Annotated in this window: 21 protein-coding genes and 1 tRNA gene; 18 read left to right on the top strand and 4 right to left on the bottom strand. The window is 54.0% G+C overall.

What is annotated here, in order from left to right; genetic code table 11:
* Positions 1-70 precede the first annotated feature (70 nt).
* The 16 genes from E5354_RS05195 to E5354_RS05120 all read left to right on the top strand — a co-directional run bounded on the left by E5354_RS05195 (position 71) and on the right by E5354_RS05120 (position 17321).
* Positions 71-805 (top strand): glycoside hydrolase family 25 protein, encoded by a 735-nt coding sequence (locus tag E5354_RS05195; protein WP_123395519.1) that lies wholly within the window; start codon positions 71-73, stop codon positions 803-805.
* 37 nt (positions 806-842) lie between these two features.
* Positions 843-2102 (top strand): 3-phosphoshikimate 1-carboxyvinyltransferase, encoded by a 1260-nt coding sequence (locus tag E5354_RS05190; RefSeq protein WP_135946663.1) that lies wholly within the window; start codon positions 843-845, stop codon positions 2100-2102.
* 2 nt (positions 2103-2104) lie between these two features.
* Positions 2105-2533, top strand: a complete 429-nt coding sequence (locus E5354_RS05185) for a phospholipase (RefSeq protein WP_135946662.1) — start codon at positions 2105-2107, stop codon at positions 2531-2533.
* Between the two features lie 16 nt (positions 2534-2549).
* A complete protein-coding gene (locus tag E5354_RS05180; protein ID WP_123395516.1) occupies positions 2550-3365 on the top strand; it encodes a metal ABC transporter permease in 816 nt (271 codons plus the stop codon).
* 14 nt (positions 3366-3379) lie between these two features.
* On the top strand, positions 3380-6172 hold the full coding sequence (locus E5354_RS05175; protein ID WP_135946661.1) for a tetratricopeptide repeat protein: 2793 nt from the start codon (positions 3380-3382) through the stop codon (positions 6170-6172).
* A complete protein-coding gene (locus tag E5354_RS05170) occupies positions 6162-7724 on the top strand; it encodes a PglZ domain-containing protein (protein WP_123395514.1) in 1563 nt (520 codons plus the stop codon). Before E5354_RS05175 ends, E5354_RS05170 begins: the two co-directional genes overlap by 11 nt.
* Before the next feature lie 11 nt (positions 7725-7735).
* Entirely contained in the window at positions 7736-8173 is a 438-nt protein-coding gene (gene tsaE / locus E5354_RS05165) for a tRNA (adenosine(37)-N6)-threonylcarbamoyltransferase complex ATPase subunit type 1 TsaE (RefSeq protein ID WP_123395513.1), read from the top strand.
* Between the two features lie 4 nt (positions 8174-8177).
* On the top strand, positions 8178-8405 hold the full coding sequence (locus E5354_RS05160) for an immunity 17 family protein (protein WP_135946660.1): 228 nt from the start codon (positions 8178-8180) through the stop codon (positions 8403-8405).
* Positions 8402-9136: a biotin--[acetyl-CoA-carboxylase] ligase gene (locus tag E5354_RS05155; RefSeq protein ID WP_135946659.1), complete on the top strand. Its 735-nt coding sequence runs from the start codon at positions 8402-8404 to the stop codon at positions 9134-9136. Before E5354_RS05160 ends, E5354_RS05155 begins: the two co-directional genes overlap by 4 nt.
* 94 nt (positions 9137-9230) lie before the next feature.
* Entirely contained in the window at positions 9231-9749 is a 519-nt protein-coding gene (locus tag E5354_RS05150) for a CvpA family protein (RefSeq protein ID WP_135946658.1), read from the top strand.
* 57 nt (positions 9750-9806) lie between these two features.
* On the top strand, positions 9807-11279 hold the full coding sequence (gene sufB / locus E5354_RS05145; RefSeq protein WP_123395508.1) for a Fe-S cluster assembly protein SufB: 1473 nt from the start codon (positions 9807-9809) through the stop codon (positions 11277-11279).
* 32 nt (positions 11280-11311) lie between these two features.
* Entirely contained in the window at positions 11312-12085 is a 774-nt protein-coding gene (gene sufC / locus E5354_RS05140) for a Fe-S cluster assembly ATPase SufC (protein WP_135946657.1), read from the top strand.
* A gap of 3 nt (positions 12086-12088) precedes the next feature.
* On the top strand, positions 12089-13474 hold the full coding sequence (gene sufD / locus E5354_RS05135; protein ID WP_123395506.1) for a Fe-S cluster assembly protein SufD: 1386 nt from the start codon (positions 12089-12091) through the stop codon (positions 13472-13474).
* Positions 13461-14681: an aminotransferase class V-fold PLP-dependent enzyme gene (locus E5354_RS05130; RefSeq protein ID WP_135946850.1), complete on the top strand. Its 1221-nt coding sequence runs from the start codon at positions 13461-13463 to the stop codon at positions 14679-14681. The genes sufD and E5354_RS05130 overlap by 14 nt, the downstream gene beginning before the upstream one ends.
* Before the next feature lie 98 nt (positions 14682-14779).
* Positions 14780-14853 (top strand) — tRNA-Asp (locus tag E5354_RS05125).
* 134 nt (positions 14854-14987) lie between these two features.
* On the top strand, positions 14988-17321 hold the full coding sequence (locus tag E5354_RS05120; RefSeq protein WP_135946656.1) for a glycoside hydrolase family 3 C-terminal domain-containing protein: 2334 nt from the start codon (positions 14988-14990) through the stop codon (positions 17319-17321).
* Positions 17322-17453: 132 nt separating this feature from the next.
* On the opposite strand, the gene E5354_RS05115 is transcribed toward E5354_RS05120, so the two are convergent.
* From E5354_RS05115 to E5354_RS05100, 4 genes are all read right to left on the bottom strand, one after another.
* Positions 17454-17801 (bottom strand): glycerate kinase, encoded by a 348-nt coding sequence (locus E5354_RS05115; RefSeq protein WP_135946655.1) that lies wholly within the window; start codon positions 17799-17801, stop codon positions 17454-17456.
* Between the two features lie 384 nt (positions 17802-18185).
* A complete protein-coding gene (locus tag E5354_RS05110; protein WP_135946654.1) occupies positions 18186-18755 on the bottom strand; it encodes a hypothetical protein in 570 nt (189 codons plus the stop codon).
* 85 nt (positions 18756-18840) lie between these two features.
* A complete protein-coding gene (locus E5354_RS05105) occupies positions 18841-19728 on the bottom strand; it encodes a BT1926 family outer membrane beta-barrel protein (RefSeq protein WP_135946653.1) in 888 nt (295 codons plus the stop codon).
* 50 nt (positions 19729-19778) lie between these two features.
* Positions 19779-22616 (bottom strand): hypothetical protein, encoded by a 2838-nt coding sequence (locus E5354_RS05100; RefSeq protein WP_135946652.1) that lies wholly within the window; start codon positions 22614-22616, stop codon positions 19779-19781.
* Positions 22617-23366: 750 nt separating this feature from the next.
* Here E5354_RS05100 and E5354_RS05095 point away from each other — a divergent pair.
* Both E5354_RS05095 and E5354_RS05090 read left to right on the top strand, forming a co-directional pair.
* Positions 23367-24329 carry a family 43 glycosylhydrolase gene (locus tag E5354_RS05095; protein ID WP_246863753.1) on the top strand — a complete coding sequence of 321 codons (963 nt, stop codon included), beginning with the start codon at positions 23367-23369 and terminating at the stop codon, positions 24327-24329.
* A gap of 50 nt (positions 24330-24379) precedes the next feature.
* Complete coding sequence (locus tag E5354_RS05090) at positions 24380-25888, top strand: glycoside hydrolase family 30 protein (protein ID WP_370649243.1); 1509 nt, start codon at positions 24380-24382, stop codon at positions 25886-25888.
* The last annotated feature ends 99 nt before the right edge of the window (positions 25889-25987 follow it).

Here is a 25987-nt window from a genome sequence, read left to right as displayed (position 1 = left end):
TAACCCTAAGCCGGCACGAGGATAACATGAATTTCGCATTTAGCGTTATTATTTGTAATTTTGTGACCTGATGAAGTCAAAGATTATAATATTGGTGATTGCGCTGACCCTGATAGCCTCGGTGGGCATCATGCTCTATCTCGTGAAGATACGCGGAGTTGCCCATGCTGTCAATGTGTCACGCGACGAGTACCCCATTCTCGGGGTAGACCTGTCGTCACATAACGGCGACATCGACTTCAACAGACTGAAGGCCGACTCGGTCGACTTCGTGATGCTGAAGGCCACCGAAGGCACCACATTCAAGGACCCGAAATTCAACCGCAATTACACCGAGGCACGCAAAGCCGGTATAAGCCACATCGGAGCCTACCACTTCTTCCGTTTCGACACCGACGGCGAGATGCAGGCAATGAATCTCATCAACAGCCTGCGCGGCAAGACCATCGACCTGCCTGTAGCCATCGACCTCGAGGAGTGGACCAATCCCAAGCACCTTGACACCGATGAAGTGGTGACACGCCTACAGGCAATGATCGACTATCTCGAAATCAACGGCCTAACCATACTGTTTTATACCAATAAGGACGGATACCAACGATTTGTCCGCGACCGTTTTGACGACTATCCCCTGTGGATATGCTCATTCACCGACCCGCCACTCGGCGACGACAACAACGACTGGGCCCTATGGCAATACAGCCACTGGGGATGGACCGAAGCCTGCGACACCGAAGTCGACCTCAACACATTCAACGGCGACCGCGAGCAATGGCTTCAATGGGTGAAATCGTCAACATTCTGACTACAACAATCTATAACGAAATCAATAATCCCGCAAAATGGACTACTGCATATTTCCTCCCGAAGAGATGCCTGAAGGCATAATCGACCTTCCGCTATCCAAGAGCATCAGCAACCGAGTGCTTATACTGAATGCGCTCACGGGCAACCGTGGCCGAATCGAGCGAACGGCCGAATGTGACGACACCGCCGTGATGCTCACTGCCCTGTCGCAGACATCCGATGAAGTCAACATCGGTGCCGCAGGTACCGCCATGAGGTTTCTCACCGCCTACTTCGCGATGCAACCCGGACGCACCGTGACGATAACCGGTACGGAACGAATGTGCAACCGTCCCATAGCACTGCTTGTCGACGCACTCCGCCAGTGCGGAGCATCGATCGAGTATGTGGACAAGGAGGGTTATCCTCCATTGAAAATCCACGGATGCCGACTGGCGGGAGGCGACATAACGCTGCCGGCATCGGTCAGCTCGCAATATGTATCGGCGTTGCTCATGACAGCACCGCTGATGGAACACGGCCTAAAGCTGACGCTAACCGATGGCATAGTGTCGCTGCCCTATATCAAGATGACGCTCGGACTCATGAAGGAATGGGGCGTCGACAGCGACTTTACCGACAATGTGATAACGGTAGAGCCTCAACACTACACACCCGTCGACTTCAAAGTCGAGGCCGACTGGTCGGCTGCCTCCTACTGGTATGAAATCGAAGCACTCTCATCGGGCGACCTCTCGTTGAGAGGATTGTCAAGCAACAGCCTGCAGGGCGACAGTCACGTTGCCGACTTCTTTACCGGACTCGGAGTCAACTCGGAGTGGGACGGTGACGTTATGGAACTTATGCCGTCGCCCGACCTCACGCCACGCATCACGCTCGACATGAGCGAGCAGCCCGACCTTGCTCAGACAGTGGTTGTGACCTGCGCGATGCTGGGACTGCCCTTCCACATCACCGGACTGTCGACATTGAAGATAAAGGAAACCGACCGCCTAACCGCCCTGCGCGACGAGTTGCGCAAGCTGTCGTTTGTCATCGACATAGTCGACGACAACGCCCTTGAATGGGAGGGCGCGAGATGCCCTGTCGACACATCACACCCTGTTGTCATAGACACCTATCAGGATCATCGCATGGCTATGGCATTCGCCCCGGTGGCACTATACATTCCCGGACTCATAATACGTAACGCCGATGTAGTTACCAAGTCCTATCCCGAATATTGGGACCACCTGCGCAGCATCGGTTTCACCACCAAGGAGGTCGATGCCGACACCTTGCTCAACAATATATAATCATGGAAGTAAGCCTCATAATAATAGGTGCGCTGGCCGTTGTGGGAATAGCCCTGTACATGCATGACCGATATGCACGCCGCAAGCCTTCGCAGCAGGACGAAGAGCCGGAGCCTCAGCCTCAGGATCAAGAGGAGTGCTGCGGAATGCACATCACCTGCGAGCGTGATTCGCTCCTTGCATCGGTGAGCGAAACGATCGAATACTACGACGACGAGGAGCTCGACGCTTTCAAGGGGCGCAACCCGGAGTCCTACACCGACGATGAAATCGAGCAATTTCGCGATGTGCTGCTCACACTGCTTCCTCAGGACATAGCCGGCTGGGGACGAAGCATCCAGCTGCGAGGCATCGAACTGCCTCCCGCCGTGCGCGAGGAGCTGCTCATGATAGTGGCCGAAGCCCGTCACGATGCCGTGAATCCCAACTAATCCCCCGATTACCGTCATGGACTATCTACAATACGCATTCTTCAGAAACGCAGTCATAGGCATACTCATCATCTCGGTCGCAGCCGCCATGATAGGCACCTACATCATCACGCGACGCATGGTGTCGATAACCGGCGGCATAACCCACGCCTGCTTCGGCGGACTCGGACTGGGATATTACCTCGGCATAAGCCCCGTGTTTATGGCGGCGGTATTTGCAGTCACATCGTCGATGGGTGTCGAGTGGATTGCGTCACGCTACAGAATACGCGAGGACTCGGCCATTGCCGTTATATGGTCGCTCGGCATGGCATTGGGTATCCTGTTTGTTTTTCTTACTCCGGGATATGTCCCCGAACTTAACGGATTCCTGTTTGGCAACATCCTCACGATAGGCACATCCGACCTGTGGGCTTTCGCGGCCTACACGGTGGTGCTCGTAATATTCTTCGCACTCTTCCGTCGCACCATAATCGCTTGTGCTTTCGACAGCGACTTCGCCCAGGTGTCGGGCCTGCCGGTGCGCTTCATCAACTACGCCATGACGGTGCTTGTGGCCGTGTGCATAGTCCTCACGATAAGGCTTGTAGGCATCATGCTGTTGCTCTCGATGGTGACGGTGCCGGTGCTTATTGCCGAAACGTGGTCACGCCGCTTCATAAACATAATGCTCGCGGCTATAATAATCTCCATCGTCAGCAGCCTCGGAGGACTGTTGGTGGCTACGATCATCGATGTCCCTTGCTCGGCAATCATCGTGCTCCTGCAGGTTGCGCTCTATTTTGTGGCACGAATCGGCAAAGACATTTCGCTTAAACGCCCCATACGCTGACCTCTCTCCAGCCGATGACCTGCAGCCGCCTTTACATACTCGTCATAGCCGTGACAGCAGCAATGCTGTTATCGGGATGCTCAACCCGCAAAAACACTGCGGCAAACCGCAACTATCAGGCATTCATAACGCGCTATAACATATATTACAACGGCGACGAGCACTACAAGTCGACACTGGAGGCAATGGAGCGTGACTATGCCGACGACTATTCACGCCTGCTGCCCCTGCATCCGGCCGATGCACGGCGCGACCCCATGTCACCCCAACCGTCGGGCGACTTCACCCGTTCAATCGAAAAAGCACAGAAAGCAATAGAGCTACGCTCGATAAAGCGGCGCCCGGCGCGAAAACCGGGACGCTCAAACGATCCGGCCTACCGCGAGTGGCTGAAACGCGAGGAGTACAATCCTTTTCTTCACAATGCGTGGATGATGCTCGGACGCAGCCAATATGCATCGGGCGACTTCACAGGAGCGGCCGCTACATTCCGTTACATTGCGCGTCACTTTTCATGGCTGCCCGAAACAGTGACCGAGGCCAAGCTGTGGCAAGCCCGCTGCTACAGTGTGCTTGGCTGGGAGTTTGAGGCCGAAAGCCTGCTGCAAGGCATAACGACCGACGACCTCAAGTCACAGCAACTTGAAGAGTTATATGACATAGCCTGCGCGACTCGCTTCCTCGCATCAGGAAATCCGGAGAAGGCCATTCCTTATATCGAGAAGGCTGTCACCAAGGCATCGCGATGGCAGAAACACCGCCTGTACTATCTGCTCGGACAACTATATTCACGAGCCGGGGACATATCGGCCGCATATAACGCTTTCGGGAAATCGACCTCATCGGCAACAACCAACCGAGCGCGCATCAACGCCCGTGTGCGACAAAGCGAGGTGTATACCTCCAATGACATAACGCGCGAAGTCAAGGCAATGAAGCACATGACACGCTTTGACAGCAACAGCGACTATCGGGGCCTTCTATATTACGCCATCGGCAATCTCTACAAGTCGCGCGGCGACACAGCGCAGGCCGTAACCAACTACAGGCTTTCGCTGGAATCACAACCCGAAGGGAATACCGACAAAGGCTTCACCCTGCTGTCGCTCGGTGACATATATTTCAAGCGCAAGGAGTATGTCAAGGCTCAACCATGCTACGCCGAAGCGGTGGCCCTGCTACCCACTGCATATCCGGGATATGACTCAATAAGCCGGTTAAGCGACATCCTTGACCGACTTGCCGTCTACATCAACAACATAAATCACAACGACTCCACACTCAATCTCGCCGACAAACCCGAGGAGGAGCGCACGGCAATAATCAAGGCATATATATCACAACTCAAAAAGCGTGACAAGGAGCAGGCCGAAAAGGCTCGACGAGAGGAATATTTCGCCGATCGGCAAAATGGTGACGCCACCGCATCGTCAACCGACGGAGCGGCTGCACCGACATCATTCTCACTTAACAACGATGACTCGTGGTACTTCTACAATAACGCAGTACGTAACGCGGGACGCACCGAATTTCAACGCCGTTGGGGAGCTCGCCGGCTTGAGGATGACTGGCGACGACGCGACAAGAGTTCGTCGACATTAGGCGTAACCTCAACCGACGAAACCGACTACAACGATGACGATGTAACGCAAAGCGATGACGAGCGAAACGTGACATCGGAAAATCCCTACGATGTGGAGTACTACATGAAGCAGTTGCCGCTGACAGCCGAAGCCCGGCGCAGGGCCAACGACATAATTCAGGACGGGCTCTACAACGCCGCTCTGATTCTGAAGGACGATCTGCATGACTACTCTTCGGCCGCCCGTTACTGGGAACGCCTGTTGTCACGCTACCCCGACAACCCCTACTGCATCGATGCATATTATAATATGTACATGATGTATCGCCGAAACGGCGACATGACGCAAGCCGAGCGTTATCGCTCACTGTTGCTCGACCGCTTCCCCGAGTCACGTTATGCCACAGCGTTACGTAATCCCGATGGACTTGAACGGATGCGTGACATGGCCCGTCGCGAAGAGGAACTTTACGGCAAGGCCTACTCGGCCTATATCGGGAACCGAAATGAGGAAGTGCATGAAGCATTGCGCACGATGAAACGTGACTACCCGCTAAGCAACCTGATGCCCAAATTCATGTTTATCGACGCGTTAAGCTATGTCACGGAAAATGACGCCGACCGATTCAAGAACACGTTGAAAGAGATTGTCGACCGCTACCCCGATGCCGATGTAACGCCTGTAGCCTCGGCCTATCTTGCCGGGCTCAATCAGGGCCGTCACATACTCAGCGGAGCGGAGAATCCACGCGGCATTGTGTGGCGACAGGCACTCACCGCCGACTCAATCGCCGGGTCGGCCGACACTCCCGCTGAATTTGAGCTTAATCCCGACACTCCGCAACTGTTTATCCTCGCATACCCTGTCGATGAAGTCGAAGCCAACCAACTGCTTTACAATGTGGCACGACACAACTTCAGCTCGTTTGTCATAAAGGATTTTGACCTTGAATGTCTAAATTTCGGCAACATCGGGTTGCTGATTGTAAAAGGATTTGCTAACTTTGACGAACTTGCACACTATCGCAAAGTACTTGACGACGACACCTCGTTCACAATGCCTCCCAAAGTGACGCCGGTCATGATCAGTGTCGACGACTTCAACGCTTTGCTGCGTGACGGACGGTCGATTGACGACTACTTCAAATATGTCAACGAGCGTGCAGCCGACGAACCGGTAACCGTCCCCGTGCCTGACAATGATGAAAACGACAATGAGCAATAATCGCTACAAGATACTATGGGCCGACGATGAAATAGACTTGCTGAAGCCCCATATCCTCTTCCTTAACGGAAAAGGATATGATGTCACGACCGCCAACAACGGTCGCGACGCTCTCGACCTCATTGCCGAAGGCGGTTACGATCTGGTAATACTCGACGAGCACATGCCCGGATTGTCGGGACTTGAAACGCTCGCCATGATAAAGCAGACATCGCCGCTCACCCCCGTCATCATGATTACCAAGAGCGAGGAGGAGAACATCATGAATCAGGCCATAGGAAGCAAGATAGCCGATTACCTGATAAAGCCGGTAAACCCCAACCAGATACTGCTGTCGCTGAAAAAAGCACTGCACTCCGACGAGCTTGTAAGCCGTCAGGCCACGAGCGACTACCGCAAGGAGTTTGGACGGCTGTCGCTCATGATCAATGAGTGCCGTTCGATCAATGACTGGTATGCCCTCTACGACCGCATAGTGTACTGGGAGATGGAACTGTCGTCGGCCGACACCGACATGAACTCCCTGCTGCTGATGCAGAAGGATGAGGCCAATGCCGCCTTCAGCAAGTTTCTGCACAAGAACTACGGCTCATGGATGGAAGGAAAAGAGCGTCCGTTGATGAGCAACGATGTTTTCAAGCATCACATACTTCCGCATCTCGATTCAGGCGAGAAGGTGATGATGCTCGTCATAGACAATCTGCGCCTCGACCAATGGCGTGCGATAAAGCCGCTGTTGGGCGACATGTTCTCGTTTGAAGAGTCGCTCTACACCTCAATCCTGCCCACGGCAACGCAATATGCACGTAACGCACTTTTCTCGGGACTGATGCCTCGCGACATAGCGTCACTGTTTCCCGACCTGTGGATGGACGAGGATGCCGACGAGAGCAAAAACATTAATGAAGCGTCGCTCATAGCCACGCAGCTTCAGCGATTTCGCCGCGATGTGCGATTTTCTTATCACAAAATCAACGACTCGGTTGCAGCCGAACGGCTTGTAAAGGATTTCGCCAATCTCGAGGCCAACCGACTGAATGTAGTAGTGTGCAACTTCATCGACATAATGTCGCACGCACGCACCGACTCACGGATGATGCGCGAACTTGCGTCAAGCGATGCCGCCTACCGGTCGCTGACCGAGTCGTGGCTGCGTCACTCTCCTGTACTCGACCTGCTGCGCAAGGCCGGTGCCCGAGGACACCGCATAGTCATCACAACCGACCACGGATCAATAAAGGTGAACAATGCGGTCAAAGTGGTGGGTGACCGAAACACCAACACCAACCTGCGTTACAAAGTGGGAAAGAATCTCGACTACAATCCGCGTCAGGTATATGAGATAAAACATCCCGAGCGTTACGGACTTCCGTCGCCCAACGTTTCATCGACCTATATATTCGCTTCGGGACGCGACTTCTTTGCTTACCCCAACAACTACAACCACTACGTGCAGTACTACGACAACACATTCCAGCACGGAGGCATATCGCTTGAGGAGATGCTCGTGCCGATTGTGATACTTACCCCGAAATCAAACGACAAAAAATAATAACAACACCCATGACTACGAAAATATTGATTCCTTCGATTGCCGACCTCGACAAGGCGGCTCACGAATTCGTCGAACTGATGGACGATGCCACCGTATTTGCATTCTACGGAGAGATGGGAGCCGGTAAAACGACATTTATCAACGCCCTGTCGCGCGCACTCGGTGTCGAGGACGACCCCACGAGCAGCCCTTCGTTTGCAATAATCAACGAATACCGCTCCGACACCACAGCCGAGCTGATATATCACTTCGACCTCTACCGTCTTGAAAACCTTGAGGAGGCATTTGACATAGGCGTTGAGGATTATCTCGACTCGGGTGCATTGTGCTTCATCGAGTGGCCCGAACGCATCGCCGACATACTACCCGACGACACTGTGCGTGTAGACATCCGCGAACTTCCCGACGGAAGCCGCGAACTCACCGTAACATCACCCGAACAGTAGCATCATGTCGCTCGTAACAGGCACATTGGTGCTGATAGGCATATTCACGCTGTGTGGACTATTTTCAATCCTGGCCGGAATGGCCGGCTGGGATTGGTTTTTCACCAGCGTCAACTCACGAATGCTCACCGGACGCATGTCGCGTAAATGGGCCAGGATATTCTACATCGTACTTGGCTTGGCGATATTGACTATGGCGACATATCTCTACATGACACTACCTGTAAAATGAAACACAACATCCTGCATCTCGATTCAGTGACATCGACCAATTCATGGCTCGCTGTCGAAGGGCGTGACATTCCTCATGCCACAGTAGTGACTACACGTGAGCAGACGGCGGGACGAGGGCAACGAGGCAACAGCTGGGAGTCGCAACCCGGAGCCAACCTTACATTCTCCATGCTGCTGCGACCTGAATCGATTGCGGCCCACAGCCAGTTCACCATATCGGAAGCAGTAGCGCTCGGCATCGCCGACGCGTTACGTCATTTTCTCCCGGCCGACCGCGTGAAGATAAAGTGGTCCAACGACATATATGTCGACAATCGCAAGATATGCGGGATATTAATTGAAAACAGCATAACCGGCGACCGCATCGGTCGAAGCATCGCCGGAATAGGCATCAACGTAAATCAGGAGGAGTTTCACAGTGACGCTCCTAATCCTGTGTCGTTGCGGAACATCACCGGTATCGAATATAATCTCGACGAGGTGCTCAACCTTGTAATCGACTCAATTCTCTCACGACTTGACGAGGGAATCGCCGATCCGGCATCGCTACACCGGGCCTATATCGAGTCGCTGTGGGGCAAAGAGGGCCGCACCTATCGCGACACCGCCACCGGCGAGATATTCTCGGCCATAATCGAAGATGTAGCCCCCATAGGTCACATCCACCTCCGCGACACCTCCGGCCGCCTCCGCATCCACGCCTTCAAAGAAATCGCCGTCATCCTCTGACCACGGTGGGGGAGGCGCTGTGTATTTGTGGGAGCATCTTATTTCGCATTCTCGCTAATTATTAGTAATTTTGCTGCCTAAATCATAGAGTGAAGTGAGTGCTATCGACATAACAATACTAATAGTAGCGGGAGCTGCATTGGTTTACGGTCTTATCAAAGGCATTATCAACCAGTTGGCATCCCTGGGCGGGTTCGTTTTGGGACTTATCGCCTGCCGCATATTCGGCGACAACATGGCCGAGGTAATGACCGGGATTTTACCCGGAACATTCCACTCCCAGCAAGCGGCCTCCATCGTGGGCAATATCGTGCTTTTCCTCCTTGTCTACTTCACCGTGGCGCTTATAGCCTCGATGGCCCACAAGCTCACCCACGCGATAATGATAGGTTGGCTCGACCACCTGCTCGGAGGCATATTCTCGGTATTCAAATGGCTACTCATAATGAGCATAGTGCTTAACCTGTGGCACATCATAACTCCCGACAGCCCGATATTCCACTCGTCCACGCTGATGGACGGAGAACTCTTTCCGGCACTGATGAATTTCGCGCCGAAGATGCTCAGCGCACTTGCCGGACAGGTATCGGCCACCATTGACAATGTAAGTTAACGCTGCAACAATCCATCCATGTGATTGTTAAATCTCTATATCCACTTTTGCAACGAAATGACTAAAGATAACCAAAACAATACTGCTGCCGGCCACGATGACATAATAGGCGATGTCACCAACGGCGAATACAAGTATGGATTTGTAAGCGACATCGACACCGATGTGATTCCTCGCGGACTCAACGAGGATGTGATCCGTCTTATATCGAAAAAGAAAGGCGAACCCGAGTGGTTGCTTGAATTCCGACTAAAAGCCTACCGTCACTGGCTGACGCTGAAGATGCCCACATGGGCTCATCTCGACATTCCCGAAATCGACTATCAGGCCATAAGCTATTACGCCGCGCCCAAAAAGAAAGAGGGGCCCAAGAGCCTTGACGAAGTGGATCCCGAGCTGCTTGAAACGTTCAACAAGCTCGGCATACCCCTTGAGGAACAGAAGGCCTTGTCGGGAATGGCCGTAGACGCGGTGATGGACTCGGTGTCGGTTAAGACCACCCACCGTGAGAAGCTCGCCGAGATGGGAGTGATATTCTGCTCATTCTCGGAAGCGGTGAAGGACTATCCCGACCTTGTGAAACGCTACCTCGGCACAGTGGTAAGCTACCGCGACAACTTCTTTGCCGCACTTAATTCGGCGGTATTCTCCGACGGTTCATTCGTCTACATCCCCAAGGGCGTGCGCTGCCCCATGGAACTGTCGACCTATTTCCGCATCAACGCTTCGGGCACCGGACAATTTGAGCGCACATTGATTGTGGCCGACGACGATGCCTACGTAAGTTATCTTGAAGGATGCACCGCGCCGATGCGTGACGAGAATCAGCTTCACGCTGCAATCGTGGAGATAATAGTCGAAGACCGCGCCGAGGTCAAATACTCGACCGTACAGAACTGGTATGCCGGCGACAAGCAGGGCAACGGAGGTGTATACAACTTCGTAACCAAGCGCGGACTATGCCGCGGCGACTACTCCAAGCTGTCGTGGACCCAGGTTGAAACCGGTTCGGCCATAACATGGAAATATCCCGGATGCGTGCTCGCCGGCGAAGGCTCGGTGGGCGAGTTCTACTCGGTTGCCGTGACCAACAACTATCAGCAGGCCGACACAGGCACAAAGATGATTCACCTCGGACGCAACACCCGCTCGACAATCGTCAGCAAGGGTATCTCGGCAGGCCACAGCCAGAACTCCTATCGCGGACTGGTAAAGGTAGCGCCCAAAGCCGACGGCTGCCGCAACTACACGCAGTGCGACAGTCTTCTGCTCAGTTCACACTGCGGAGCCCACACATTCCCCTACATAGATGTGCTCAACGACACCGCCGTAGTGGAGCATGAGGCTACGACATCAAAAATCAGCGAAGACCAGATATTCTACTGCAACCAGCGAGGCATTCCCACCGAGGAGGCAATAGGACTTATCGTCAACGGATATGCCAAGGAAGTGATGAACAAGCTCCCGATGGAATTTGCCGTCGAGGCTCAGAAACTTCTACAAATCACCCTTGAAGGCTCGGTAGGCTAACACTAACAATAACGCTAAAAACACATCCACCTATGGACAACAAAATATTACTCGACATCCACGACTTGCACGCCTCGATCGACGGCAAGGAAATTCTCAAAGGAATAAATCTCACCGTGCGTGAAGGCGAAGTTCACGCGATAATGGGCCCCAACGGCTCAGGAAAGTCAACACTATCGATGGTTCTCGCCGGAGCACCCGGATACTCGGTGACCGAAGGCACCGTCGACTTACACGGCAAGGAACTTCTCGAGCTGTCGCCCGAGGACCGCAGCCACGAAGGACTCTTCCTGTCGTTCCAATACCCGGTGGAGATTCCGGGAGTGTCGATGGTCAACTTCATGCGTGCGGCCGTAAACGAGAAGCGCAAATACTTCAACGAGGCCCCGCTGTCGGCAAGCGACTTCCTGAAACTCATGCGCCAGAAACGCGCAATCGTGGAGCTCGACAACAAGCTTGCGTCACGCTCGGTCAACGAAGGATTCTCGGGAGGCGAGAAGAAGCGTAACGAGATATTCCAGATGGCCGTGCTCGAGCCGCGCCTGTCGATTCTCGACGAAACCGACTCGGGTCTTGACATCGACGCACTGCGCATCGTGGCCGGCGGCGTCAACAAGCTGAAGACCGACCGTAACGCAACTATCGTCATCACCCACTACCAGCGACTGCTCAACTACATAAAGCCCGACTTCGTACACGTGCTATACAAGGGCCGCATCGTGCGCACCGGAGGTCCCGAACTTGCGCTCGAGCTTGAAGAGAAGGGCTACGACTGGATTAAGCAAGGCGAAAACATTCAAGATTAAACCATGGGCAGCATTAAACAATACACCGATATTTTCAGGCAGAACCGCGAAGCGATCGACCGCAACTCGGCCGAGGTGCTGAACAGTCGCCGACAGGCCGCGCTTGAGGCTCTCGACGACCGCGAGCTGCCCGACCGTCGCGACGAGGGCTTTGAGAAGACCTCCATCGACGAGATGTTTGCCCCCGACTTCGGGCTCAATATCAACCGTGTCAACATCCCCGTCGATGTGGCATCGTCGTTCCGCTGCGATGTCCCAAACATGAGCACCGCGATAGCCTTTGTACTGAATGACTCGTTTCACCCGTCGTCGGCCCTCGCGTCGAAGCTGCCCGAAGGGGTGATATTCGACTCGCTGCGCAAAGCCGCCGTCGAGCATCCCGAGCTTGTGGCAAGCCACTACGGCACACTCGCTCCGCTCGACCGCCCCGGAGTTGCGCTCAACACCCTGCTCGTGCAGGACGGCGTGTTCATCTACGTGCCGCGCGGCGTGAAGCTTGCCAAGCCGCTTCAGCTCGTAAACATATTCAGCTCCCCCGCATCGCTCATGGCCGTGCGCCGCGTGTTAATCGTCATGGACGACGACAGCGAGGCTCAGCTGCTCGTGTGTGACCACACCCAGGATTGCGACAACAACTACCTATCGTCGCAGATAATCGAGGTGGTTATGGGACGCGGAGCGCGATTCGACCTCTACGACATGGAGGAGTCATCGGCCAAAACCGCACGCTACTCACAGCTCTTCGCCCGTCAGGAAGCCGGATCGTCGCTGCTTGTCAACGGCATAACGCTCATAGGCGGCGTGACGCGCAACGACTACAACATCGATGTCACGGGCGAACACAGCGAAACCCTGCTCGCCGGAATGGCCATTGGCACCGGACACCAGCACACCGACAACAATTCAAGCGTCAACCACTTGGCCGAGCGCTGTCACAGCCGTCAGCTGTTCAAGTATGTCCTCGACGAGGAGTCGACCGGAGCATTCGAGGGCGGAATAACGGTAAATCCCTCGGCAAGATTCATCGAAGCCTATCAGAGCAACAAGAACCTGCTGGCTTCGACCTCGGCGCGCATGCACACCAAGCCGCAGCTGCTCATCTACTGCGACGACGTGAAGTGCAGCCACGGCGCGACCACCGGACAGCTCGACGCCGAAGCACTGTTCTACATGCGCTCGCGCGGCATCTCGGAAAAGGAGGCCCGCACCATGCTCATGCAGGCGTTCATGGCCGATGTCATCGACACCGTGCGCATGGACGGACTTCGCGACCGCCTGCGTCACCTCGTCGACAAGCGTTTCCACGGACAACGGTCGTTCTGCGGCAGTTGTGCGGCGTCATGTCACGAATCCAACAATGCAAAACCCTCAGCTCATGAACCAGCTTGATGTAGCCGCTCTGCGCCGTGACTTCCCGGTGCTCGACCGCACCATTTACGGCAAGCCGCTGATATATCTCGACAACACCGCCACATCGCAGACTCCCTCGTGTGTGGTCGACACCATACGCGACATCTATTTCCACACCAAGGCCAATGTGCATCGAGGAGTGCACACGATGTCGCAGGAGATGACCGCCATGCAGGAGGCCACTCGCGAGCGTGTTCGCCAAATGCTCAACGCCGAGTCGACATCGGAGATCATCTTCACGCGAGGCACCACCGAGGCCATCAACCTTGTGGCTTCGTCGATGGGTGATTCGTTTGTCGACGGCGACGAGGTGATTGTCACCGTCATGGAACATCACGCCAACATAGTGCCCTGGCAATTGCTGTCGCGCAACAAGCGCGTGACACTGCGCGTTGTGCCCATGGACGAGCGCGGCGTGCTCGACCTCGAAGCCTACCGCTCGCTCTTCAACAGCCACACCCGCATGGTGGCCGTGACCCACGTGAGCAACGTGCTCGGCACCGTCAATCCCGTGAAGGAGATGATTGCCGAAGCCCATCGTCACGACGTGCCGGTGCTCGTCGACGGAGCGCAGGCCGTGGCCCACATGGCAGTCGATGTGCGTGACCTCGACTGCGACTTCTATGCATTCTCGTCCCACAAGATGTACGGCCCCACAGGCGTGGGTGTGCTCTACGGCAAGCGCAGCCTGCTTGAGATGATGCCTCCCTATCAGGGCGGAGGCGAGATGATAGCCAACGTGACATTCGAGCACACGACATTTGCCGAACTCCCGTTCAAGTTCGAGGCCGGAACTCCCGACTTCGTGGGAATAGCAGCACTGCACACCGCCATCGACTACATGCAGGGTATAGGCATCGACGCTATCGCCGCCCATGAGCATGACCTGCTCCAATACACCACCGAGCGCATGGCCGACATTCCGGGAATGCGCATATTCGGCACGGCACCCGGCAAGAGTGCGGTTATATCGTTTCTTATCGGCGATGCCCATCACTACGACACCGGCCTGCTGCTCGACAAGTTAGGGATAGCCGTGCGCACCGGTCATCATTGCGCTCAGCCGCTCATGCACGCGCTCGGCATCGAGGGCACGGTGAGAGCCTCGTTTGCCCTCTACAACACCCGCGAGGAGGCCGATGCATTCATTGCGGCACTGAAACGCGTAGCGGCCATGCTTCAATAAGAACCGGTTCGACAATAAAAATCGTCAAAAATCCTAAAATATAGTCCGCGGCTATTGCATAATCGATATAAATCGCTTAACTTTGCCCCCACATAAACGGTGCGTTAGTTCAGTTGGTTAGAATACATGCCTGTCACGCATGGGGTCACGGGTTCGAGTCCCGTACGCACCGCATAAGAGAGAGCGACCATCACGGTCGCTTTTTTGTTGCCCCACGGCATGGTTTTTATCACAAAATCTTGTAATTTTGCAATAGCAACACCACATTATGCTGCAATGTCGCAGCGGTTAACCAATTAATATCACATGAAAAAGATAGCTGCAATAATGTGTGCGACAGTAGCCCTGACAAGCTGCAACAACAAAGTCGCCGACATCGACACCCAAGTTAATGAACTCTATGACCGCATGTCGCAGGAGGAGCGCATAGCTCAATTGAAGAGCTGCTACATGGACGACCTCTTTGACGAAAACGGAGTGCTCGACAACGCCAAGTGCGCCGAGATGATTCCCAACGGCATAGGTCACTTCTCGCAATATGCGAGCCAGAAACCCACCGATGCCAACGTGCTTCGCGACCGCGTTGCGGCAATGCAGGAGTGGCTCATCAACAACACCCCCAACGGCATTCCGGCCCTGTTTCACGAAGAAGTGCTGTCGGGCATAAACACACGTGACGCTACAATCTACCCCCAGCAGATAGGACAGGCATGCTCGTTCAATCCCGAGCTCGCCGAGCTTAAGACCCGCCAGACGGCTACGGCATTGCGCAAGATGGGCGGACTGCTCTCGTTGTCGCCCATGGTCGACGTGTGTCGCAATCCGAGCTTCAACCGTCTTGAGGAGTCCTACGGCGAGGACGGCTATCTATCGGCCGTAATGGGCACCGCTTTTGTAAGGGGTTTGCAGCAGGGCGACCTCAAAAAGGGCGTGGGTGCATGCTCCAAGCACTACCTCGGCTACGGCGGAGGCGGTGATGCCGATGAGAAGGAGCTGATGGAGGAGATTCTCCTGCCCCACGAAACTATGATACGACTTGAAGGCAGCAAGGCGCTGATGCCGGGTTACCATGCCTATAAAGGCACCAACTGCGTAGCCAACAGCGAGATCCTTCAGGACATTCTGCGCGACTACCTCGGATTTGACGGCATGGTGGTGAGCGACTACACGGCTATCGACCAGATTCCCGGTCTTGAATCCCGTGCCGAGAAGGCTGCTGCGGCAGTCAACGCCGGAAACGATGTCGACTTCCCCCACGGAGCCAACTACGCCTACCTGCAGGAGGCCATCGACAACGGCACCGTGAAGCCTGAGACCCTGGAGCGCGCCGTGAAGAATGTGCTGCGCTACAAGTTCCTCGCGGGAATGTTTGACAAAGATCCCTACCTCTACAGCACCGAAACTATAACGCTCGACTCACCCGAGGAGCGACAGACAGCCTACGACATCGCGTCGCAGTCGGTCGTGCTGCTTGAAAACAACGGCATCCTCCCGCTGAAGGATAAGAAAAACATTCTTGTCACCGGCCCCAACGCCAACTCAATGTGGGCCATGTGCGGCGACTATTCGTTCCCGGCCATGAGCTATTTCTGGAAAAAGGTGACCGACGACCTCGATCATCCCCATGTCGTGAAGCTTCTTGAGGGCATGGAGTCACGCAAGCCCGACGGTGTCGACATCAGCTATTCGCGCGGCTGTGACTGGACCGAAGATATCGAAACGAAGTACACCGTGGGAGGCGACGAACGCGCATGGGAATATGAAATCCTACACCGCAAGGTCGACTCGGGCGAGAAGGCCGACAAGGCCGAGGCACTGCGCATGGCTCGCAACGCCGATGTGATTATCGCCGCCGTGGGTGAGAATGTGATGCTTTGCGGCGAAAACCGCGACCGTCAGGGTCTGCGGCTCCCCGGCAAGCAGGAGCAATTTGTGAAGGAGCTGCTTGCTACGGGCAAGCCTGTGGTACTCGTTGTGTTTGGCGGTCGCGCTCAAGTGATTTCCGACATCGCCGACCGCTGCGCTGCCGTGATTCAGGCCTGGTATCCCGGTGAGGAAGGAGGTAACGCTGTCGCCGACATTCTCTACGGCAACATCTCGCCCTCGGCCAAGCTGTCGGTAAGCTACCCCAACACCGAAGTCTACGAGCCTATATGCTACAACCGCTCGACCGAGAAGGATCAGCGCGTGGCATGGGAATTCGGCCACGGATTGAGCTACACTACATTCGACTACTCCAATCTGACCGTTGACAAGAGTGCCGCCACATCGGCCGACTCGATTGTCGTGTCGTTTGATGTCAAGAACTCCGGCGCGGTCAAGGGCGACGAGATAGCACAGCTCTACATTTCACCTGCCAATGACGACCAAAATCTGCGCCCGATTCAGCTGCAGGGATTTGCCCGCGTGTCGCTCAATCCAGGCGAAACCAAGAGAGTCACCGTGAAGCTGCATCCCGAGCAGATGGGCTACTACAGCAACGAAGGCGCACGCCGCTGGAACATCGCTCCCGGCCGCTTCCTGGTCAAGGTGGGCGCATCGTCGACCGACATCAGGCTGCAGGATGAAGTCACACTCACCGGCGCCAAGGTGGAGAAACCCCTGCGCGAAGTCTATTTCTCTAAAAGCTCGGTAAAATAGTCATGACACTGTCGGAACATCAGGCCAATCGCCCCTAAGGGGCATCTAAAAAAAGCTGCGTTAGCTGCCCAATAAATACCCAATCAAATAACCCTTTATTAGACAGCTACGCAGCTACGAAGGCGTGATAAGTTACGTATTGCGGCGGAGGAGGGTATTTTCGCGGACAAGCTGCTCGATGCGCTCATCCTTTTCGCGGATGATTGTCATCAAGGCATCGACCTGGTCGGTTATCGGCGACTGATCGGCTTGACGGCGCATGTCACGCACCATATTGCCCTCGCCCGTGATGAGCCAGTCGGCATCAAGCCAGTCAAACGCCTTCACCACCTTAAGAATAAAATCATATCCAGGCTTGTTGCGACGCATCACCACGACGCCCCTCACCGTTTGGTCGCCGACACCGATACGGCGGGCAAACGATGACACATTCATATTTTCATGTCGTATTATCGCATTTATGCGATCGCATATATCCATCTTTTCAATAATTTACTGGTTTTATGTTGGTGAAGGTTATGGGCAGCTACGCAGCCCTCTACCTATTTAAAATCCATGCCTTCTACCCGTGCTGCGGACGCATAACAGCGTCCTTGCGCGGGCCTAACCCTATTAAGCTGCTCTGCAGCTTTGGCGCTAACGCGGGGATTTGCGGGTGGAGGGAGCGCCCTGCGCTGCGCGGGGGCGGCTGGCATGCGCGTAGCGACGGGGCTGCGTTAGCTGACCAATAAAAAGGGAGAGGAGCTGCGATGGCTGCCCGGCTAATGCCCCACCGTATTGCTTTATGCCTGACAGCCACCGCAGCTTATAAGCGCGTGCTTACTATATTTTATATCCGCCCGCAAAACACGCGACCGCAACCCGTCACTTCAGCTTCGAGCGGTCGGCGGGCAGAACGTGGATTCCGTAGGATTCACGAAGGAAGTCGCCCAACACATTACCCCGGTTGGCATTGATCTGCTCAACGTAGAACTGCGAGAACGCCTTGCGGAGCCCCTCCACCGTCACGCTCGTGTCGTTTTCGATGTCAAACTGCGAGTTAAGCCGTGCGCGCGCTATCAGGAACCCGTGAACACGCTCGTTAAGCGGTGTGCCCGACAGGCCGATGCCGTGGCTCAGGTCGATGTTCACGTCGCCGCGCTCAACCGCCATCGGCAGCTCGATAAAGTCGAGAGAGTCGGCCGGATTGTAGAAGCGCAGAAAGCCCAGATAGGGCATCTCGGACGTGTCGCGGCGCACCATCACAGCTTCGTTGTTGCTGAACACCACCGAGTCAAGCGCCCGGTTGTCGACATCGTAGAGCACCGCCCGGGCATACTCCTCGCCCGGCGACACTATCGACACCGTGCATTCGGGCTTGTTGGATGCTCCGCTGCCGCAGGCCGTAAATGCGGCCACAAGAAGCAGCGTCACTATGAAATTGATTGTCTTCATCGTCAATATTGATTAGTCAATTATAGAGAGGGCGGCACGGCTGCTGCCGCTCCGCCCTCTTCAGGATTGTTGTACCTCTGTAAAATCAGAATCGGAATCCGAGTTTTACGATAGGCATGTCTATGAGCTTGATGTTATGGTGACACAGATTGTACTTGTCAAAGCCCTGCGGTGCCATCTGGATAAGGTCGTAGCGGTAGGATACCGGCTGACACTCTACGGCAAGGAACATGCCGCGTGTCAGGCTGTACTCGATACCGGCTACAGCCGCGCCCTTAAGCGCTATCATCTGGCCCACACGACCCGGGGCAAGGTAGACGGCCTCCTCGATTTGCTCGCCGAGGTCGCTTAGGTCCTCATCGTCAACCATGATGCCCGTGTAGGGCTGCTTGGTGTGGATGCGGGCCATCTGCATCCCTATCGTCACTCCCACATAAGGGTGTATGCGCTCGTTGCTCGTCTTGAAGTAGCGGTCAACTCCGGCGTTGATATACCAGTTGTTGTTGACCTGCGCGTTGACATACTTCTGGTCGGGGATGCGGAGGTTGTCCAGATCCTCATATTCGGCCTCGATATAGTCCTTCTTCGGAGTTACTCCGATGTTCATGCCCGCCGACAGATTCACCGCCCAGCTGTCATGGAAGAAATATTTGGCCTGAATGCCGAGTATGTTTACAAGACTGTTGTTGTCAAACCCTGTGAGGTTCAAGTAGCCGCTCAGGTTGCCCGAAGTGGCCGTCCCGCCGTTGGGAAGACCGATCGAACCGTAGTTGGAGTTGTACATCGGGAGCAGGGCGGTCTGGTCGTCGCCATAGACCGAGCCGCTGCTGCCGAGCATCAACGAGAACTCCCATTGACCCTTGTGCGGTGCAAACGATGCGCATCCCTTGTCGGGGCATCCCCCGGTCTGCCCCCACACGGTGGGAGCGACCAGAAGTGCCGACAATAAGATTGTGCAAAGTCGTTTAATCATTTTTTCGTTATTAAATGATTGTTGTTGTTTCTAATTGGATGACGGTGAGATTATTCAGCGCCCTCTACACTCTTGATAGCTGCATCAAGACGAGCCTTGGCTGCGTCAAGTTCTTCCTTGGCTGCATCCATTGCAAGCTTAGCCTCCTCTACAGCAAGAGCTGCGATTTCAGCGTCGCTTACAAGTTGCTTCTCATACTGGTCAAGCACATATTGAGCTCTTGCCAATGCCTCTTCAAGGCCGGGTATGCTATTTTCAGTTTCCTCAATCTTATTTTCGATAGCCTTGATAGCTTCATCGATAGTTTCCTGAGTGTACTGCTCGGTTTCAGCAACACCGGTTGCCAAAGCGGCTTCCGAGATAGCAGTAATCATGGCATCGGCAACATTATTCTGACGCTGAAGTTCATTGTATTCAGTCCATGAATCCGCGTTAAGCTCATCAACAGCTTCCTCTGCAGCCTTTACAGCCTTGCCTGCTTCATCAATCTTATCAGACAATTCGTCACGAGAAGCGACAAGATTGTCAATCTGAGCCTGAACATCCTCAAATGCAGCCTCAATAGCAGGCTTGTTGGTGATGTAAGCGTTAGCTACTTCGATGCGATTGTCGACATAGAGAGTCTTTCCGAACAAGCCAAAATCACTATTATAGATACCGGGATAGTTCATTTCATCTATACCATACTTGGCAAGCATCTTGTCGATATCTTCCTTGGTAAGAGGTATCAGTTGAGCTGAAGGTATACCTAAGATATCGTCATCATTTTTATCATAATAGTAACTTCCATATATCTTATTTGACAAAGCGATGATATTATATCTCATGTTGGAAGAAGGATAAGCACATACATCAGCAACCGAACATTCAGGTATAGCTACTTCTTCATCCCACTGAGAACCGTTGACTTCATTCCTGAATTGATTGAACAATGAATAACTGCAGTAAGGCATCCATGTGTATGTATGCCAATTTTCGCCATCATACCACTCTTCCTCATACTGATATTCATTATCAATCTCTTCAACTTGATTGACTATAGCACCATAAACACCTACAGTACTCTGAGTTTCGTTATCCCATGAGCTAACAAGTCCACTTAATTCATTCCATTCTTTGACATAAGCCTCTCGAGCCTCATTTACCTTGTTATCGGCAGCATTGGCGGCATCAAGCAACGGACCGGCAATCTGAGGAGCCTCGTTAAGTGCAAGTTCACGTGCTTTGTCAGCATCGGCGATAGCGTTGGCCAGTGTGGCAGCAGCAAGATCATTAGCCTTTTCAGCCTTTGCCTGGGCCTTGGGAGCCTGCTCTTCTCTTGCTTTCTCGGCAGTTTCAAGAGCCTTAGCGGCATCTTCAGCCACTTTCTTGGCGGCTTCAGCAGCCTTCTTAAGGTCGGCATCTTCGGTGTACTTATCAGCCAAGCCCTGGGCGGTCATATACTTGCTATCGGCAGCATTCTTTTCCTGCTGAGCCTTAACTACAGCATTGTTTAGATCAGTGATGGTTTTGTCAAGTTCTTTATTTGCAGCCGCTACAGCTTTATCATAAGCCTCGTTTGCTGCATTTACTGCATCATTATAGGCATTCCAGGCATCACCTTCGAGATTGTTCTTCTCGTAATAAGCATCCCAAGCCTCCTGAGCGGCCTTCTGAGCAGCATAGTATGCATCCTTGGCAGCTTGAGTTGCGGGAAGCTGTGCATTGTAAGCGTCAACAGCCTTCTTAAGCTCATCATAGCTCATGAGTGCATCATACTTGGGAGTGCCACCTACGTTATAAGCGTCGGCAAACATCTTCCAGCCGGCAAACAGGTTGTCGAATTCAGCAGTTTTTTCCTTCTTTTCAGCCTCAAGGTTATTGATTTCTGCCTTAGTCCACTCAACATCGTTGTCATCAAGGACATAACGGCGAATGCTATTCTTGAAATTATCAAGGCGGTTAAGAGCGGCATTATAACCGTGGTAGCCGTATTGATTATTCCAAGTATAGCTCCATCCTTCACCTATAACTTCCTCAGGTTCAGTCAAGCCGGGGATAGTGATTGCGCCATCGGCATTGAAGGTATAAGCCGGAATCCCTACCTCTTCGTTATACAGAGCGTCTAAAGCCTTCTTTGCTGCTACAAGAGCCTTACCCTCTTCGCTTTCGTTGTTGTTTTCAGCAATAGTAAGGTTAATGAGCTTCATCTTCTCGGTATTTTCCTCAACCTGATCCTGATAAGCGGTGAGTTTTGCGCCGAGTTCCGAAGGCTTCCAGGTCTTTGCGTCGGCGAGCTGCTCATTATAGTCCTCGATATTGGCCTGAGCGTCATCAAGGGCCTTCTGAGCGTTGGCAACAGCCTCTTCTACACGCTTCTTGGCATCATAAGCAGTACCATTGGGGTCGAGAGCATTCGCTACAAGATCCTTCTGGGCTCTCACATACTCCATATACTTCTCGTTGTAATTGTTAAGAGCGGTGAAGTATTTTCTGTAGAATCCATCGAGAGCGGTCTGTTGCTGAGTAGAGAGATTCAGTCTTTCCTGCTCGTAGGTCAAACGAGCCAGTTCAGCCTCAGCTTGAAGGCGAGCCAATATCTGCTCAGCCTGAAGAGCTGCAGCTTCCATTCTCTGACGAATTTCAGCGATTTCAGCTTCGGTTTTTGCACGCTCGGCATCAATCTTGGCAGCTTCAGCAGCAGCCTTCACTTTTTCAGCCTCAGCCAAAGCAAGCTTGTACTGAGCATCAGCCTCAATAAGAGCCTTCTTGGACTTAAGCAATTCAGCCTTGGCACCACGCAGTTGCTCAATGCCGTAGGGCTCATCATTGTCGATACAGCCGGTGAAAGTCATACCGACTGTCGCTGTAGTCAACAGCGAAGCGACTAAGTAAGTCAACTTTTTCATTGTAGTTTTACTTAAATGGTAAATAATTGGATTAAATAATTATTAAAAAATAATAAAACACGGTTCTCTAACGCTCTGTAATACAGTAATTTCATGGTTGGTCACACACTGTGTACTCTGTAAGCGTTTTCCTCAAAATTACCATATACCCTATTTCTATATGATCTCTATAATAAATATCTCTTGGTAGGAGATACTAACCCACATAATCCATTGGGAATCAAAGTATTTAAATTTTCAACTTAAAAAATCATCGACAATTTTAAGCAACTTGAACATATTTTATGCAAAAAATATTTTGTTTAATTCAAACATTTTACATAGATTTGCAATCTCTAAGTTAGTATCTCCTACCAAGAGATACTCTAAAAATCTCCTTTTAACACAATCGTTTATCCCGTCCCGCAACCGCATGTATTGTACCCGTACATGCCGGATGGCATATAATGTTAGGCATTATATGTGCGTAACCCCGCGACCGTATTCCATAAGATGGGTATTTATTGGGCAGCTATCGCAACCCGGGGAATGGCGGGGAACGCACACAACCCCATGCAAACCCTATTGAGCAGCTATCGCAGCTCCGGCGCTAACGCGCATACCTCCCAACACCCATCGCCCGCCCTCGCCATCATCCCGGGGGCCGACGGAATTTGCACGGATGGAATTTATTGGCTATCTTTGGCTTTATCAAATATCCGTTTCTTGTATATGCGAACTATCTTATTGTCACTTTGCGTCGCGGCCGCCATGTCGGCCTCGGCCCACACATTATCCGACCGGGCCCACAACCCCATTTTACCCGGATTTCATGCCGACCCCGAAATCCTATACTCGGAAAACACGGGTCGCTACTACATCTACTCCACCACTGACGGACAGCCGGGCTGGGGAGGATGGTATTTCCATGTGTTCTCATCGGACAACCTCACCGACTGGCACGACGACGGCATAATGCTCGACGTGAAATCGGAGCAGGTGCCCTGGGCCAGCGGCAACGCATGGGCCCCCGCCATTATCGAGCGCAAGGAGGGCGACGGCTACCGATACTACTTCTACTACAGCGGACACTCACCCGAGGACAACCGCAAGGAGATAGGCGTGGCCGTGGCCGACAGCCCCACAGGCCCATTTGTCGACCTCGGCCGACCGATAGTGAAGGATTCCCCCGCCGGACACGGACAGCAGATCGATGTTGATGTGTTCCGCGACCCGGCTTCGGGCAAATACTACCTCTACTGGGGCAACGGCTACATGGCCGGCGCCGAACTCAACGACGACATGACCTCGCTGAAGGAGGAAACGATAACCGTGATGACCCCGCAGGGCGGCACACTGGAAACCTACGCCTTCCGCGAAGCTCCCTACGTGTTCTACCGCAACGGCATCTACTACTTCCTATGGTCGGTCGACGACACGGGCTCGCCCAACTACCACGTGGCCTACGGAACATCTGACAGCCCCCTCGGCCCCATCAAGGTGGCCGACCCCTGCACGATACTCATCCAGCGTCCCGACAAGGAGATCTACGGCCCGGCCCACAACTCGGTACTCAACATCCCCGGCAGCGACGAGTGGTGCATCGTGTACCACCGCATCAACAAGGACTACATCGACCGCGACAAAGGCCCGGGCTGGCACCGCGAAGTGTGCATCGACCGCATGGAGTTCAATCCCGACGGCTCGATAAAGCCGGTAGTCCCCACCCGCTGATTCACACAGCATAAAATCCACAATATCAACACCATAAACCAATCATAACAATGAACGCCCGAATCACCGCAATAGCGCTGTCGGCACTGATTGCGACAGCGGCCGCCGACATGTCGGCACAGTCCTACACCCACATCTCGTCGACCCAAGGCAACGAGTGGAGCAGCACCAAAGGCAAAATGGATAAGAAAGCCGTCACAGCACCCGTGCTCGAAGTGGCACGCGACGCCAAGGGGCATGAATTCAAGGCATGGGGCATCACCTTCAACGAGCTCGACTGGGACGCGCTGTCGATGCTTACCCGCGAGGAGCAGGATGAGATTCTGCACCGCGTATTCGCCCCCGACGGCGACCTGCGCGTGACCCGTGGACGCATATCGCCGGGAGCCAACGACTACGCCCGCTCATGGTACAGCTGCGACGAGGTCGAGGGCGACTTCAACCTCAACCACTTCAACATCGACCGCGACAAGCAGGCGATAATACCCTTCATACGCGCCGCGCAGAAGTATAACCCCGACATCACCTGCTGGATATCGCCGTGGTGTCCGCCGAGCTGGATGAAAATCAACGGCGACTACCCCGTGGTGAGCAGCAAGTACAACAACCTCTCGGAGAAGCAGAACTATCTGCTCTTCGGCACCGAGTCGGCCGAAATCGACGAGGACGAGATGAAGCTCACCGGCGCCCGCGACGGAGTGTTTCCGCGTCAGCTCGCCACGACCGACTACATGATACAGGATCCGCGCTACCTGCGCGCCTACGCCAACTACTTCTGCCGCTTCATCGACGCCTACAAGGAGCAGGGCATACCCATCGACATGGTTATGTATCAGAACGAGGCCTACAGCTACACCCCCTACCCCGGATGCGCCTGGACCGCCGAAGGCACGATACGCTTCAACCGCGACTATCTCGCCCCCGCGCTTAAGCGCAACCATCCCGAGGTGAAGCTCTATCTCGGCACGTTCAACACCAACCGTCAGGACCATGTGGAGAAGGTGCTGAGCGACAGCGAGCTCAACAAGTCGATTTCGGGCATGGGCTTCCAGTGGGAAGGACGCGACATACTCGCCGCCATCAGGGCACAGCACCCCGACTGGTCCTACATCTGCTCGGAGAGCGAATGCGGCTGGGGAAGCTTTGACTGGCCGGCAGCCGAACACACATTCGAGCTCATCAACCACTATCTGGGCAACGGATGCAACGAATACAACTTCTGGAACTTCATCCTGGCCGACAACGGCGAAAGTCCCTGGGGATGGAAGCAGAACGCGCTGATACGCGTCGACTCCAAGGAGCGCAAGGCCACCCTCACGCCCGAGTACTATGCCGCGCGACACTACTGCCAGTTCCTCCCCAAAGGCTCGCGCATCGTGGGCTGGAAAGGCGACCAGAAAGGCACCATGCCGGTGCTCGTGGCAGTGAATCCGCAGGGCAAGCACGTGGTGATCGCCGGCAACTTCGCCGACAGCGAAGCCCCCTTCAGCCTCAAGCTCGGCGACCGCTACATCAACACCACCCTCGCCCCCCACTCCTTCAACACCTTCCTGGAGTAACCGCCCCGACCGGGGAGGCCGTGACAAAAAAATGAAAAGCCGCAGTTTCACAACTACGGCTTCCCCGGAAAAATTAGTGAATGTTGATTGTGCGATATC

Source organism: Muribaculum sp. NM65_B17 (genome assembly GCF_004793735.1).
Lineage (GTDB): Bacteria > Bacteroidota > Bacteroidia > Bacteroidales > Muribaculaceae > Muribaculum > Muribaculum gordoncarteri.
Note: the sequence above shows the minus strand (reverse complement) of the source record. Positions and strands in the feature narration are given on the sequence as shown.